Origin of the sequence: uncultured Dysgonomonas sp. (assembly GCF_900079725.1) — a bacterium.
In the GTDB taxonomy this organism is placed as follows: Bacteria; Bacteroidota; Bacteroidia; order Bacteroidales; family Dysgonomonadaceae; genus Dysgonomonas.
Genome location: NZ_LT599032.1, coordinates 4049574 through 4064560 on the forward strand (window position 1 = coordinate 4049574; position 14987 = coordinate 4064560).

A 14987-nucleotide genomic window follows, 5' to 3' on the forward strand; every position below is an offset into this window, starting at 1 on the left:
ATATCGTATAAATCTATTCGTTATCTTTGAAGTTAACGAATAGATTTTACACTTAATACCTAGCCTTATAAAATGATACATCTACTTATCCCCTATGATTACGTTCCACACGGATTTTTTTCTCAGTAAATAAACCTCCTTTATGAGACTATCGGCTTTCTTAGTCTGCATACTATCTTTGTGTTCGGTAAAAGCTTCTGTATATAGTGCCGATTCTGTTCCGGATGTAATACCTAAAGGTGCAATTTCTTTCCATAGTTTCAAGAATAATATCATTCTGGATGGTTTTGTTAACGACTCCATACCGATGAAAGCTCTTCTCGATATAGGGGCATGGGGATTGGCTGTGCCCGAATATTTAAGAGCAGATAAAGTAGCCGGGAAAAAATCTGAGCGCATTCGTTTCAATGTGGGTGACTGGACAAAGACTATGGATGTTATATTTATGAGCCCGGGTAGCCAGTTCCTGCATTGGTATGGTGAGGATTGCGTATTGCTGGGCTGGGATTTTTTCAACAGGCGCATACTCGAGATATCCTATAAAGACCAATATATAAGGGAACTGAAACCTATTGAACTGGATAGCCTGAAAGGGTATGACTGTATAAAATTTCAGAACCGCGGGCGCAGGCTGCTTATTCCTGCTAGAGTAACCATTGGAGGAAAGATCATAGAAGGGAACTGCTGGATAGATACAGGCCTGAACGGAACGTTGTTCTTTGCTCACAACGTACTATCCAAATACGGTCTGGATATAGGCAAAACCAAAGAAGGGCGGGCTAAGAATCTGGACAGCGATCGTACGAAAGTAAATATAATGAAGGCAGACACTATCAGCGTGGGTAATAGTATACTTACAGGTAAAGATGTGATTTTTACTAATTCCGAATGGTTTGTCTTCAAAGAGAATGATATGTATATTGGTCTTTTGGGGAATCAGTTTTTCAAATATTTTTCGGTGATATTCGATTTTCGAGAAAATAACCTATACCTTAAATCTTCAGCTTCCGATTGATGGTAAATCTGATAATATACAAAAGGTAATACGGAAAGCAATTGATAATTAAGAATGAAAAATTAATAATTAGCTTTTATCAATCAGCGGAGACCCATGACTTACTATCTAAAACTCTTTATTTGCTAAAAAGGTAACAAAGGTAACAGATATATCAGTTAACAGTAAACAGTCATCAGTGAACAACTCGTATCTCGTATCTCGTCTACTTGTACCTCTTACTTATTACTTAAAACTTACTACTTGTTAAAAGGTAACAAAGGTTACACTTTTTCATTCATTTGCTAATATGCTAATTCTCAAATCTGCGAATCAATACATCAAAGAACTCAAGGCTAATAACCTTCAATCATCAGCCTACTACTTATAGATAAAGTTTGCGAAAAGTCTTTATCTTAATTAAAAGCAAATCATTACATCAAACTCCAAAAAAACAGTAATTTTACAGTTACTTAAAAAATAATCATTAATCGTAATGGAAACATCACCAAATACAGATTTCTCAATTGTCATTGATGGTATCAGCCAGGTAATACGAGAGTGGGAGAATAAGCTGTTAAATCTTCCTGCAGAAGCGATATCTGAGAGACGGAATGTCCAAAACAGAACAATAAAGCAACTGATAGGACACCTGATAGATTCAGCGTCTAACAATCAGCAGAGAATGGTGCGTTTACAATACAATTCCGAACTGGTATTTCCCGATTATACACAGGACAATGATCTATGGATAGCTATACAGAACTATCAGGAATCCGACTGGGTAGGATTGGTTAATCTGTGGAAATACTATAATTTGCATATCATTCAGGTTATAAAGAATGTAGATAGATCTAAGTTGGGAAATATATGGACCGATTTTGAAGGCAATGTGGTAACATTGGAAGATATGATTAACGGCTATCTCGGGCATTTACACTTACATATGGGTGAGATAGAAGAGCTAGCCGACAAGAAATAGATAAGAATTTAAATTATATAATTAAATGAAGAAAACAATATTAATAACTATGACCGGATTATCAATGATGCTTGCCGGATGCGGAGGGGGGCAAAAAGCTCCGGAGAAGCAGGCTGAAGCAGACACTGTCCCTGCTGATTTCAAATATGAGGTAGATGCCTTTGCCGACCTCGAAATCCTGCGTTATTATGTTCCCGGATTCAATAATCTGACTTTGGAGCAAAAAGAATTGGTTTATTATCTCTCTATGGCAGCTGTCGAAGGACGGGATATTCTTTTCGACCAGAATAATCGGTACAACCTCGCCATTCGCCGCACGCTGGAGGCTATCTATGGAAATTACAAAGGAGATAAGAATTCGGTTGATTACAAGGAGTTTGAAGTATATCTCAAGCGTGTGTGGTTCTCCAATGGGATACACCATCACTACGGCGAGGAAAAATTCTTGCCAGGCTTCTCTAAAGAATTTTTTGCGGAGCAGGTAAAAAACTTACCGGCGGAACTTGTACCGGTAAAGGAAGGTCAGTCTGTAGATGATTTTATAAAGATGCTTACCCCTGTCATGTTCGATGCCAAGGTAATGGCAAAGAAAGTGAACCAGTCGGGAGGAGACCTTATTCTCACTTCTGCCAATAATTATTATGGAGAAGGAGTTACCCAAAAAGAAGTTCAGGACTTTTACGGGGCAATGAAAGATACGACCGACCTTACGCCTATATCTTACGGGCTAAATAGCCGTTTGGTAAAACAAGACGGGAAACTGATCGAAAAGGTTTGGAAAGTAGGAGGCTTGTATTCGCCTGCAATTGAGAAAATTGTTTTCTGGCTCGAAAAAGCGCAGGCTGTAGCCGAGAATGACGCGCAGAAGAATGTGATCTCTAAACTTATATCATATTATAAGTCCGGTGATTTGAATACGTTCGATCAATATGCGGTGGCATGGGTTGAAGATTTAAATTCTCAGGTCGATTTTGTAAATGGTTTCACAGAAGTTTATGGAGATGCTCTTGGTATTAAAGCCAGTTGGGAATCTATTGTAAATTTCAAAAATGTAGAGGCGACAAAACGCACCGAGATCATCAGTTCAAACGCGCAATGGTTCGAGGATCATTCGCCTGTGGACAAGAGCTTCAAAAAGGAGAAAGTAAAAGGTGTTTCGGCCAAAGTAATCACCGTTGCGCAACTTGGTGGAGACTGCTATCCTGCAACGCCTATCGGCATTAATCTGCCGAATGCGGACTGGATACGTAAAGATCACGGTTCAAAATCGGTGACTATAGAGAATATAATGGAAGCATACGACGCTGCAGGTGCGCATACCGGATTCGGTAAAGAGTTTATGTGGTCGGATGTTGAAGTGAATTCTATAAAAGAATATGGCTTCATTACCGATGTGTTGCATACCGACCTCCACGAATGCCTGGGACATGGTTCGGGGAAATTACTCCCTGAGGTTGACCCTAATGCATTGGGTGAATTTAGTTCTACCATCGAAGAAGCCCGTGCCGACCTGTTCGGACTGTACTTCCTTGCCGATGCCAAACTTGTAGAACTGGGGATTATCCCAAATGCGGATGCATACAAGGCTGAATACTATAAGTTTATGATGAATGGACTGATGACGCAACTTGTGCGTATCGAACCCGGTAAAGACATCGAAGAGGCACATATGCGCAACCGTCAATTGATAGCCAAATGGGTTTATGAAAAAGGAAAAGCGGATAATGTAGTCGAATATAAGGTAAGAGATGGCAAAACATATGTTGTAGTAAACGATTATGCCAAACTGCGTACATTATTTGGCGATTTACTTGCCGAAATACAGCGCATCAAATCGGAAGGTGATTTCAATGGAGCAAAAGCTATTGTAGCGAATTATGCGGTAAAAGTTGATCAAAAATTGCATAAAGAGGTGCTGGAGCGTTACAAGACTTTGAATATGAAACCATACAAAGGATTTGTTAATCCGGTATTCCAATTGGTACAAGATAAAGATGGTAAGATTACCGACGTGAAAATCTCTTATACCGAAGGATATGCCGAACAGATGCTACGCTATTCGAAAGAGTTTTCGACATTACCTACCTATAACGATTGAATCGGAATCCGGAATTAAGGAAATAAATATAAAAAAGTCCTGACAAGTTGATCTGACCCCAAAAAGTTGGACGGATTAATAAAAAATTCAAGTGTATAGAGTTCGGTATTTTACCGGGCTCTTTCCTTTTAATTTAAGTTTGATTCTCTCATTATTATAATACTCGATGTATTCTGTCAGTTCCTTTTTAAACTCACTGATGCTCTTAAATTTCTTCAAATATAGTAATTCAGACTTCATAATGCCAAAGAAATTCTCCATAACAGCGTTATCCAAACAATTACCTTTGCGAGACATGCTTTGTATAATTCCATTCTTTTTAAGTGTCATCTGATATTGCTTATGTTGATAATGATATCCCTGATCTGAGTGCAAAATAAGTTCGCCGGTTATGTTCACTTTATTTTGAGCCTTTTTTATCATATCCATAACCATCTTTAAATCAGGACTGTCGGATATGGTATAAGATATGATTTCCCCATTGAACATATCAATAATAGGAGAAAGATATGCCTTCTTACCCTCAATTTTAAATTCAGTAACATCTGTAGCCCATTTTCGGTATGGCTTTTCAGCTTTAAAGTCACGATTAAGTACGTTAGGAGCAATCCTGCCAACTTCTCCTTTATATGACTTATATTTTACCTTACGGACTTTTGATTTCAGATGCATTTCTGCCATAAGTTTTTGCACCGTCTTATGATTAATCAAATATCCCTCATTTAGGAGCTGCATATACACCCGACGATACCCATAACGTTTGTGGTGAGCTTCAAAAATATCAACTATACGTTTTCTTATATCAGCATATTTGTCTGTGCTGTTAATACGGGATATATGATAATAGAAGGTTGAGCGAGCCATCCCATGGATCCTCAGTATTGTTTGAAGATCATGACCTTTCTGCCTTAGTCCTTGGATGGCTTGCGCCCAATCTTGCGTAGACGGGCTTCCTTTTCTTCGACTAAGGCTTTCACTTTTTTTAATAGCTCATTCTCTATTTTGAGCTTAAGATTCTCTTCACGGAGCTTTTCGAGTTCCGTCTCAGGTGCTTTCTTCTTAGGTCTTCCCATACCTTTTGCGCGGCCTCGTTTTTTTGTAATATCAAGCGCATTCAAACCGTCAGTTCTGGCTATCCGTAGCCAAGTGGATATACGGCTGTCGCTTGCTCCATATTTTAACGAAGCTTCAACCAAAGATAAATGATTATTTTCAATATCGGAGACTATTGTACGCTTTAGCTCTCCACTTGCACAAATATTCTTCTTTTTGCGTAAGGCTTCTAAACCATGCTGCTTATACTGAATCCACAAACAAGTTAAGAGCTTAAAACCGATCCCATACTTTGTACTTACGTAATTGATACTGTAACCGTCTTCAAGCAGATGCATATACATGAGACGGTCGGAAAAGGAATGTGTTTTATTCATAAATAAACCCCAAAGTTTTTTGTCCAAACTTTGGGGCTCACTTCAAAGTTTATCTGTCAGGATTTTTTGTATCAGAACATCAGCATTTTCAACCCGAAGGATAATCTTAAATATTCTTTCGGGCCCAGATAACTGTTGGTGAAAGCACTGGCGATATACAGGTCATTACTGCTTATCTCATAGAACAGTGTGAGTGACTTGGCAAAGAAGCGTTTGTCCGGAGGGATATTATACGTTATACGTTGTCCCAGATAGATATTGAAACGCATCTTTGTCGAAAACGAATAATAACTGCTGGGATATTTATCGGGTTCACTTACCCAGAAATCCCCGTCGAAGATAGTATTTACATACAGTCCGGTAGCCAGGGGATCTATTGAGAAATGTCTGTTCAAATCTTTTTTCCACGGGATAAAGTTCTGCTTCAGAGTAAATGTTATCTTGGAACGCTTGGTTGAATATTTTGGCAGATATCCGAAGAATATATCCGTTTCCCACTGATTGTTTTTTCCGTAATCCCATCCCAAACCTAATGATATCAGCCCCATTCCGCCGGCATACTGCACTTTGGTATAATTGGGGATAAGGTTTTCCCATTGCGATTTATATTTCTCAATGCGTCTGTCATAGCCGTTCTGGGCCGCAAGTGTGTTTGTAATAAGAAGCATTGCAAGAATGCTCAGATATAATTTATATTTAAAATTCAATAACTTCATAATCGTATGTATCGTCAGGCTTAATTGTCAGCAGTAAATATTGGCGTCTTGCCACATTTGGGGTACCATAGTACATCACCCCGTCGTTGAACAGGTCATCTACCTGTGCCCAGTGGTCATGTGCATTCAGGCAAAACTGCAATTTCCGGAATTCTTTTATATATCGTTGAAAAACATTGGCTACATTATTGTTGAACTGTTCCGAATAAGGACGCACATGCATTGCAAATATCGTCTTTTCATACTCTTCCCTTTCGTCCTTATATTCCTGTTCGATGAACTGAAAATCCGGAACCGGATGCGAATAGTCAAATTCAAGGGCATTTGTATTCAGACATATGAATTTAGTGTTGCCTGCTAAAAACGAAAAGTTCACCTCGCCGAATACTTCATGGAACACATCTATGCCATTAGCCAGGCAATCATGGTTTCCCAGAAGCACCACATATGGTACATTCAGTTTGTTCATAATGTCCCTCTGCCACAGAAATTCTTTAGTGAGGCCGAAATCCGAAATATCTCCACCATGAATAACGAAATCCACATCGTTCCGTTTATTTATAGTTTTCACAAAATCTTCTGTTTCGTCATAGGCGCGTTGTGTATCTCCTGTCATTACAAAGCGGATCGATTTCTTACCTTTGCAAGCCTCTTCTATACGTGCAATATTTTTTGCATTAATTCCTGTTTCCCCTTTTATACGCCCGTCGTACGGGTGATATTCTATCATCTCACATGCTGTGAAGGTTAGAAGAGCAAACAAGAATATGTATGTTTTCTTCATAAAAATTAATAATAAGTAAAGTAGGTGCAAGTTTACGTGTAAAAATGGGTTTTAGTATCCAATAAGTATAAAATGTGCTTTATTCAGTTCTTTTTTATACTTATTTTAACAAAAAGGCGACTTTGTTAACGCATTAATGAAGGGAGACTCTCACTTTAGGGGACATATGAGAGATCACATGATGCGGAAAACAAATATATTTTTCGTAGAGGGTAAGGAGAAACAAAACATTATATAATTAAAATACCTATCTTTATTCTCAAATAATAAGAAATGAAATTTAAAGAAGAACAAAAAAATAAATCGGTATTAACTACCAGCTATGTGCTGACCAACGGTTCACCGGTTACCTTCGTTCTATATGATGAAGACGGCGATTGGCAACTTTTTGGTGATGAAGAAGTGGCTGATGAAGAAGATGCCTATCTTGTATCTGTAGATGAAATGCTGGAGATGGAGCCTGCCCTCCGTAAATTACCTGATTTACAGCCGGGACAAGCAGCTACCCGAGAGAAGGATAGCACCCGCTGGTTTATAGTAGAAGAGGAGGAGTAGATATTTAACATAGCTTGGACGGGATACTTATGCGGTGTTCCGTTTTTTTTGTACTTTTGCCTGACTGAAACGATTTGAGATAAATCGTTTTTATTTTATTATTTATTAAAATTTTATTTCTATGAACAACGAAAAAGGACTGGACTTTAAATCCACGACTGAAACCGGAGAGAAAAAACTGTTCATCGAAACCTATGGCTGCCAGATGAATGTGGCAGACAGCGAGGTTGTCGCATCTGTGATGCAGATGGATGGTTATACCATGACAGATAAGCTCGAAGATGCCGATGCTGTATTTGTAAACACATGTTCGATTCGTGATAATGCCGAACAACGGGTTATCCAGCGACTCGACTATTTTAATGCCCTGAAGAAAAAGAAGAAGTCCAATATGATTATCGGAGTTCTCGGGTGTATGGCAGAAAGGGTGAAAGAAGAACTGCACGACAAACATCATGTCGATGTGGTAGTAGGCCCCGATGCTTACCTAGACCTGCCTAATCTGGTGGGTGCCGCCGAAAGTGGCGAAAAAGCAATCAATGTCGTTTTATCAAAAACTGAAACATATAAGGATGTAATACCTTTGCGTATCGGAGGAAATCATATTTCGGGCTTTATATCCATTATGCGCGGATGCGATAAGGTTTGTTCGTACTGCATTGTGCCTTATACCAGAGGACGCGAACGCAGCCGCCTGCCTCAGAGTATATTGAACGAAGTTGCCGATTTACGCGATAAAGGTTTTAAGGAAGTAACTCTGCTGGGACAAAATGTAAATTCGTACCGCTATGAGAACGAAGATGGTACGGTGGTAGACTTTTCCCGTTTACTCGAAATTGTAGCACTCGAAGCTCCTAAAATGCGCATCCGGTTTACCACCTCATATCCTACCGATATGACTGATGAAACGCTGGAAGTGATAGCGAAGTATGACAATCTTTGCAAATTTATCCACCTACCTGTACAATCGGGAAGCAGCCGTATGCTGAATGTGATGAAACGTAAGTATGACAGGGAATGGTATCTGAACCGTATAGAGGCTATCAAACGGATTATTCCGGGATGCGGACTCTCTACCGATATAATGTGCGGATTCCATTCCGAAACGGAAGAAGACCAGAAGGAGACTCTATCTCTGATGCGTGAAGTATGTTTCGATTCGGCTTTTATGTTTAAATATTCGGAACGTCCGGGAACATTTGCTGCCAAGAAGTTGGAAGACGATGTGCCCGAAGATCTTAAAATAAAGCGTTTGCAGGAAATTATAGAATTACAGAACGACTGTTCCCTCGAAAGTAATAAAAGGGATATCGGCAAAGTATTTGAAGTATTAGTAGAAGGATTCTCTAAACGTTCTAAGGAACAACTGTTTGGGCGTACTTCTCAGAATAAAGTTGTTATCTTTGATAAGGGCAGTCATCGTATCGGGGATTTTGTAACTGTCAGAATTACAGGGAACACTTCGGCTACATTATTTGGCGAGGCCATTTAAGTTATAGATAGAATAAATATTGCATCTTTAAATTCTAACTTGTTTTCATTGTTTTACTTATCTGAGTACTAAATAGCTCTATGACGGTAAAATATATACATAGTTTAGTTATTTTTATTAAAGATTTTTCCTGCTTTTTCAAAAAGTAACTATATTAGATGTCCATTTTGGAAAACATAGAAAGGAAATATTTGTTATAGAAAAAAGGATTAATTTAAAAATTTAAAGAATTATGAATAAAACTGGCTCTAATTTATTATTTTTAGCCATAGGTGCAGCATTAGGTGCTGCTGTAGGCTATGTTGCAGCTTCTGATAAGAAAGAAGAATGGTTAAAAGACATAAACAGCCTTGTGGATAAAGTAAAAGGCAATGTAAAACATGCAGCAGGCAGAGGCCGGGAAAAAATAGATGAGTTGAGGAACGATGTTGAATGACCAGAAAACAGACAAAAGCTTAAATACTCTGGTTGAAGAAATCAAATTAGAACTATTAAGCTATATCAACAAAAGAATCCGGCTGTTTAAACTGGATGCTTTTGAGAAGTTGAGTCTCTCGGCTTCTGCAGTAGGATATGGCTTAATAGTTCTGTCTATTATCGCTGTACTCATGTTCTTCCTGCTCATCGGGCTGGCATTTTTTATAGGTGAACTTTTAAGTAGTCTGGCAGCCGGATTCGGTATTATGGCTCTGTTTTCTTTATTCGTACTATTGATTGTTTTTCTGCTTAGGAGAAAGATAAAAGAATCGATTCTGAATAGTACTATAAACTTTTTCAGAGGAATGGAGGATGATGATGAAAAATAAATTAACACCATTAGAAGAACTCCGTCAGGAAAAAGCAATAGCAAGGCGTGAGTGCGCTGAAAGCGAAGAGCGACTGGGAGAACACTGGACATATCTTTCCGATAATGCAGGCCCGCTCCTCTTTCAGAGTGCGATGAATACGATACTTCGCCAATTCGGATTCGGACCCGGAGAGAAATCTAAAGATGCCGAAGATGGTGGAGGAGTAGCACACAGTGGCTTGTTGGGTAGCCTGATGGCATATTATCCTATTGTATGGGAAATAGTACAACCGATGCTGCTGCGTTTTGTTGTCAAAAAGATAAAGTCTATTTTCTCGGGAAAGAAAAAGAAAAGACGGAGAGACTCTGACGAAGACGACGATTAATTCAACCGAAAAAGAAATAACAGGGAACAAGGGAGTGGTGTAGAGCCGTTTTCTTGTTTTTTGTTCTTAGATAACCCATTTTAGTACCTGTTTAAATCTTTCTTTCCTGTAGTATAAGTAAAATGCTTACAAAAAGAGTTGAAGATATACAGCACAAGATGAATGTGTATGGTAAAGAGAAACGGCCATTTCTCTTTACTGTTAACTTTGATCTGACCGAAGGCTTTTTTTTAGAAAATCCTCTCGGGCAGACAGAGGTATTATTCGATGTAAGAGGACGGGGTAATTCTTCTGTGAAAAAAGCAATTGAAAACGATATACAATTTAGTACGAACCCTCTTACTTATGCTGCTTATAAAGCGAAATTCGATATTGTCCACCAAGGTTTGCTAAAAGGTTATTCCTATCTTACTAATCTGACAATAAAGACACCCATATCTACCAATCTATCATTCCCTGATATTTTCGCATATAGTAATGCTCCTTATAAACTGCTATTGCCCGGACGCTTCGTCTGTTTTTCACCTGAACGGTTTGTGAAAATATCGGGTCGGATTATATCTACCAATCCGATGAAAGGGACAATAGACGCTTCTATTCCTAATGCCGAGCAAATTATCTTGAATGACTATAAAGAAACCGCAGAACACAATACAATTGTAGACCTGTTGCGCAACGACCTGAGTATTGTAGCCGATTATGTGCAAGTCAGCAGATTCAGGTATATAGACCGGATAAAAACCAACAGAACCGATATTTTGCAGGTAAGCTCTGAAATCACAGGACGGTTACAGGATGATTACGCTGATAATTTCGGAGATATCATTTTCGGAATGCTTCCCGCCGGGTCTATATCAGGCGCACCAAAACCGGCAACCTTAGATATTATCAGAGAGGCAGAGAATGAACCCCGTGGATACTATACCGGAATATTCGGCTACTATGACGGTAAAGAACTCGATACGGCGGTAATGATACGTTTCATAGAAGAGGACGATGGCCGGTACTATTTCCGAAGTGGAGGAGGAATAACTGCCTATAGCGATTGTGAGAGCGAATATAAAGAGGTACTGAGTAAAATCTATTTACCGATAATATGACGCAACTTGTTTTTACCGAAGCATTAAAAATACTGGACGGTAAGTTCTGCAACCTGCCTTTTCATCAGGAACGCATTCTTCGTACGTCAAAGACCTTTTTCACAAAACCGACTTTGGTTGACTTGTCGGAAGGCGATATTCCGCCCGAATACAGGAGTGGGATAGTAAAATGCCGTATACTATATTCCGACCATGTGATAGGCGTTGAATACCAATGTTATAAGTTCAGAGCTATCCGGAAACTCAAGTTAGTGGTTGATGATAGCATCGACTACTCTTTTAAATATGCGGACAGGCACAATATAGATAACCTTTTCTCCCAAAAAGAAGATTGTGATGATATCTTAATAGTAAAGAATGGCTGTATAACCGACACATCATTCAGTAATGTCGTATTCAGAAATGAATCGGGCTTATACACACCCGCTTCTTATCTGCTGGCGGGAACTAAGCGCCGATTATTGCTAGAACAGGGCGTTATACAAGAAAAAGAGATAAAGGCGGAGGACATAAAAGAGTATTCAAGGCTATACATAATCAATGCCATGATAGACCTTGAAGACGATGTAAGCCTCGAAACTTCCGACCTTATATAGAGCCTATTTCAAGAAGTTACTTTTTACAATAGTCTCTACTCTGGTTTTAGTCGAATCTGTCGAAATAGCAGTTACGTCTCCCGTACAGTTAGTAAAATACACATAGTTACCCCGGTCATAAAATCGATATACTTTACACCCTTCATGTTCGAAAAGGTATTCCACCTTATAAGTCTGATTATTATCAGAGGCTCTACTGGCAACAGGCCGCTGCGAATAACATGAAGATAAATTAATGACCACTATGCTGGTCAAAAGTAAGGTAAAGAGTGCTTTCATATCCTTATTCTTTATTTTGTTAGACTTCAGTCCTTATTCTTCATCTTTTCTTTTCGAATCGTACTTCTTTCCTGCAAATATATCATACTTGCGGAACTCACATTGCAATGAACCATTAACAAGTTGTATTTTTTTAGATGGTTTCAGCCCGATTTTATCAAAGCATTCTTTCTTATAACTGAGTACCCATGCCGAATAACCCATAAATACATGCTTGAAGCGTTCCCCTATCATTTCATACAATCCGTTCAGGTCTTCCGGTTTTATACGTTCGCCATATGGTGGATTCGTAATCAATATTCCTTTCTCCGCGGGAGCCTGTGTGTATTTTTCGAAAGGCTTCGCTTCGAGATTGATATGACGTTCCAAACCTGCACCCTTAACATTTTTTGCGGCTATATCGATAGCTTCCTGAGAAATATCCGATCCATAAATCTTATAATTGAATTCCCGTTCTCCGCTATCATCGTTGTATATGGTTTCGAAAAGGTCGGCATTAAAATTCTTCCACTTTTCGAAAGCGAAATTCTGACGGTATATCCCCGGCGGTACATTCATAGCTATCATAGCAGCTTCGATAAGCAGTGTCCCTGAACCGCACATCGGATCCACAAAGTCGGATTCGCCCCGCCATCCTGTTTTAAGGATCATTCCTGCTGCCAGCACTTCGTTCAAAGGTGCTTCTGTTTGGGCTACACGGTATCCTCTTTTATGCAATGATTCGCCCGAGCTGTCAAACGACAAAGTACATTTGTCATGCGCGACGTGAAAATTGATAAGCAGGTCGGGATTTTTTGTATCCACAGACGGACGTTTGCCCGTTTTTTGCATAAAGTAGTCGGCAATAGCATCCTTTACACGGTAAGCCACAAATTTAGAGTGGGTGAAATAGTCTGAAAAAGTGATAGCGTCAATGGCGAAAGTACTATCCTCTGTCAGATGTTCATACCAGTTCATAGCCTTTACCTTCTTATATATTTCGTCTGTATTTTTAGCCTTAAATTCAAATACGGGACGAAGTATGCGTAAGGCTGTCCGGCTGTGTATATTTGCTTTATAGAGCATTGCCAGATCTCCTTCGAAGGAAACCATACGCTTACCGATCTCCAGATTATTTGCTCCAAGTCCGATAAGCTCTTCAGCCAAAACATCTTCTAGGCCGGCCATCGTTTTGGCTATCATTGTAAATTCTTTCTTTATCATCGTTTGCTTATCAGCTTATAATTTTATTTTTTTCGATTTCCCTTTCGATTCGTTGTGGAAAGCGTCTACTGCGGTGACTACATATTTATACTCCTTATTACCACCTTCGTAAGGCAATACAAGGCTGTTGTCCCGTGTTATGGCTACAATATACTGAGGGTTGTCCAGATTCTCTTTCTCTCCTTTCGCAAAACGGTAAACCACATAGTATTGGGCTGTTTCAGGATCATATTTGTCCGAATTGCTTTTCCAATTCAATGTATGAGAGGTTGCTGTATAGGATTCCTCCACCTTATTTACCTTCTTAGGACTTTTGTTGTGCATATGCTTATATGCCGGAATAAGGGCAGGGTATTTGTGATAATTATTTTTCAATTGGGTAGCGATACCCTTGTAGTTATCCAATAATTCGTATGCCGGCCAGAAACAGTTGCCATGTACAGTTGTAAAACTACGCGATAGCACCATCTTTTCATTCAGCTGATTATCACCCGAAGGCTGTGTATTAGCATCCATTGTCCGTTTTACATCCTGACCGATATAAAGATGCTGGTCGTAATTATTGAACGCCCACCATTTGATCAGGGTTTTATAATCGGCGGCTTTGTGGCCTATCTCCCAATATACCTGAGGCATATTGTAATCTATCCAGCCATTTTTTACCCATAACTTTACATCGGCATACAGGTCATCGTAATTTTGCAGACCATTAGTATCACTTCCCGAACCGTCAGGGGTGCTTTTCTTATTGCGGTAAATACCAAACGGGCTGATTCCAAATCTTACCCATGGTTTTGATGTCATCAGGGTATGTTTTATCTCTTGTATCAGCAAATTCACATTGTTGCGCCGCCAGTCGGTCAGTTGATTCTGAGAGAAACCCTGTTGTTTTGCATATGTCCTAAAACTGTTATCATCAGGGAATCCTTCTCCGGCAATAGGGTAAGGATAGAAGTAATCATCCATATGTATAGCATCTACTTCGTAACGCATTACAATATCTTTTACCACATCGCAGATAAATTTACGGTTGGCAGGAATGCCCGGGTCGAAATAGATTTTACCCCCGTATTTTAGAAACCGTTCAGGGTATCTACGGTATATATGGTTTTTTGCGAACATATCATTCTCGCTGGCTGATACGCGGTAAGGATTGAGCCAGGCATGAAGTTCCATATTGCGTTTGTGACATTCTTCTACAAGGAATGCCAAAGGGTCGAATCCTCCTTCGGGAGCTACCCCCTGCGTTCCGGTAAGAAAAGCGCTCCAAGGCTCCAGTTCCGATTTATAGAATGCATCAGCATAAGGACGTGCCTGAAAAATAACGGCATTGATACCTTCGGCATGAAGTTCATCCAGTGTTTTTATGAAATATGTTTTCAACTGCGATACTGTCATAGTCCTATACCTTGTTTGCCAGGCTGTACTTAGCCATGCCCCGCGGAATTCTCTTTTGGGGTGGGCTATATCGGTAAATGTAACACGTTGTTGCTGGGTTTTACAGGACGACAGTATAGATAGAACTATAACTGTCAGGAGCAGATGAAGGGCTTTATTTTTATTCATGGAGTCTGTTTAAAATATG

16 protein-coding genes and 1 pseudogene are annotated in these 14987 nt (G+C 39.4%); 10 read left to right on the plus strand and 7 right to left on the minus strand.

The features are described from left to right. Nucleotides 1-142 precede the first annotated feature (142 nt). From QZL88_RS16645 to QZL88_RS16655, 3 genes are all read left to right on the plus strand, one after another. A complete protein-coding gene (locus QZL88_RS16645) occupies nt 143-1015 on the plus strand; it encodes an aspartyl protease family protein (protein ID WP_296942951.1) in 873 nt (290 codons plus the stop codon). Nucleotides 1016-1490: 475 nt separating this feature from the next. After that, nucleotides 1491-1976 carry a DinB family protein gene (locus QZL88_RS16650; protein ID WP_296942953.1) on the plus strand — a complete coding sequence of 162 codons (486 nt, stop codon included), beginning with the start codon at nt 1491-1493 and terminating at the stop codon, nt 1974-1976. A gap of 25 nt (nt 1977-2001) precedes the next feature. After that, a complete protein-coding gene (locus QZL88_RS16655) occupies nt 2002-4074 on the plus strand; it encodes a dihydrofolate reductase (protein WP_296942955.1) in 2073 nt (690 codons plus the stop codon). An 87-nt stretch (nt 4075-4161) separates the two neighbouring features. On the opposite strand, the gene QZL88_RS16660 is transcribed toward QZL88_RS16655, so the two are convergent. The 4 genes from QZL88_RS16660 to QZL88_RS16675 all read right to left on the minus strand — a co-directional run bounded on the left by QZL88_RS16660 (nt 4162) and on the right by QZL88_RS16675 (nt 7004). Then, a complete protein-coding gene (locus QZL88_RS16660) occupies nt 4162-5061 on the minus strand; it encodes an IS3 family transposase (protein ID WP_296945052.1) in 900 nt (299 codons plus the stop codon). After that, complete coding sequence (locus QZL88_RS16665; RefSeq protein ID WP_296941046.1) at nt 4983-5504, minus strand: hypothetical protein; 522 nt, start codon at nt 5502-5504, stop codon at nt 4983-4985. The genes QZL88_RS16660 and QZL88_RS16665 overlap by 79 nt, the downstream gene beginning before the upstream one ends. Before the next feature lie 71 nt (nt 5505-5575). Beyond that, on the minus strand, nt 5576-6220 hold the full coding sequence (locus QZL88_RS16670) for a hypothetical protein (RefSeq protein WP_296942957.1): 645 nt from the start codon (nt 6218-6220) through the stop codon (nt 5576-5578). After that, nucleotides 6201-7004 (minus strand): metallophosphoesterase, encoded by an 804-nt coding sequence (locus QZL88_RS16675; RefSeq protein WP_296942959.1) that lies wholly within the window; start codon nt 7002-7004, stop codon nt 6201-6203. The genes QZL88_RS16670 and QZL88_RS16675 overlap by 20 nt, the downstream gene beginning before the upstream one ends. Before the next feature lie 273 nt (nt 7005-7277). On the opposite strand from QZL88_RS16675, the gene QZL88_RS16680 reads away from it, so the two are divergent. From QZL88_RS16680 to QZL88_RS16710, 7 genes are all read left to right on the plus strand, one after another. Further along, nucleotides 7278-7559, plus strand: coding sequence for a hypothetical protein (locus QZL88_RS16680; protein WP_296942961.1), 282 nt, complete (start codon nt 7278-7280; stop codon nt 7557-7559). A 121-nt stretch (nt 7560-7680) separates the two neighbouring features. Continuing rightward, the gene (gene miaB, locus QZL88_RS16685) at nt 7681-9051 is read left to right on the plus strand and encodes a tRNA (N6-isopentenyl adenosine(37)-C2)-methylthiotransferase MiaB (RefSeq protein WP_296942963.1); all 1371 of its coding nucleotides are present in this window, start codon (nt 7681-7683) and stop codon (nt 9049-9051) included. A 232-nt stretch (nt 9052-9283) separates the two neighbouring features. Then, nucleotides 9284-9487 (plus strand): YtxH domain-containing protein, encoded by a 204-nt coding sequence (locus QZL88_RS16690; protein WP_006799757.1) that lies wholly within the window; start codon nt 9284-9286, stop codon nt 9485-9487. Beyond that, nucleotides 9477-9857, plus strand: coding sequence for a phage holin family protein (locus QZL88_RS16695; RefSeq protein ID WP_296942965.1), 381 nt, complete (start codon nt 9477-9479; stop codon nt 9855-9857). The genes QZL88_RS16690 and QZL88_RS16695 overlap by 11 nt, the downstream gene beginning before the upstream one ends. Then, nucleotides 9847-10224, plus strand: coding sequence for a hypothetical protein (locus QZL88_RS16700; RefSeq protein WP_296942967.1), 378 nt, complete (start codon nt 9847-9849; stop codon nt 10222-10224). Before QZL88_RS16695 ends, QZL88_RS16700 begins: the two co-directional genes overlap by 11 nt. A gap of 122 nt (nt 10225-10346) precedes the next feature. Next, a complete protein-coding gene (locus QZL88_RS16705; RefSeq protein ID WP_296942969.1) occupies nt 10347-11324 on the plus strand; it encodes an aminodeoxychorismate synthase component I in 978 nt (325 codons plus the stop codon). Beyond that, nucleotides 11321-11920, plus strand: coding sequence for an aminotransferase class IV (locus QZL88_RS16710; protein ID WP_296942971.1), 600 nt, complete (start codon nt 11321-11323; stop codon nt 11918-11920). Before QZL88_RS16705 ends, QZL88_RS16710 begins: the two co-directional genes overlap by 4 nt. A gap of 3 nt (nt 11921-11923) precedes the next feature. Here the strand turns inward: QZL88_RS16710 and QZL88_RS16715 are convergent, their stop codons facing one another. The 3 genes and pseudogenes from QZL88_RS16715 to QZL88_RS16725 all read right to left on the minus strand — a co-directional run bounded on the left by QZL88_RS16715 (nt 11924) and on the right by QZL88_RS16725 (nt 14968). Further along, nucleotides 11924-12199, minus strand: a complete 276-nt coding sequence (locus QZL88_RS16715) for a DUF4884 domain-containing protein (protein ID WP_296942973.1) — start codon at nt 12197-12199, stop codon at nt 11924-11926. 75 nt (nt 12200-12274) lie between these two features. Further along, nucleotides 12275-13381, minus strand: a pseudogene (locus QZL88_RS16720) (THUMP domain-containing protein); the annotation flags it as partial. A 36-nt stretch (nt 13382-13417) separates the two neighbouring features. Next, the gene (locus QZL88_RS16725; protein ID WP_296942977.1) at nt 13418-14968 is read right to left on the minus strand and encodes a family 10 glycosylhydrolase; all 1551 of its coding nucleotides are present in this window, start codon (nt 14966-14968) and stop codon (nt 13418-13420) included. Between the last annotated feature and the right edge of the window lie 19 nt (nt 14969-14987).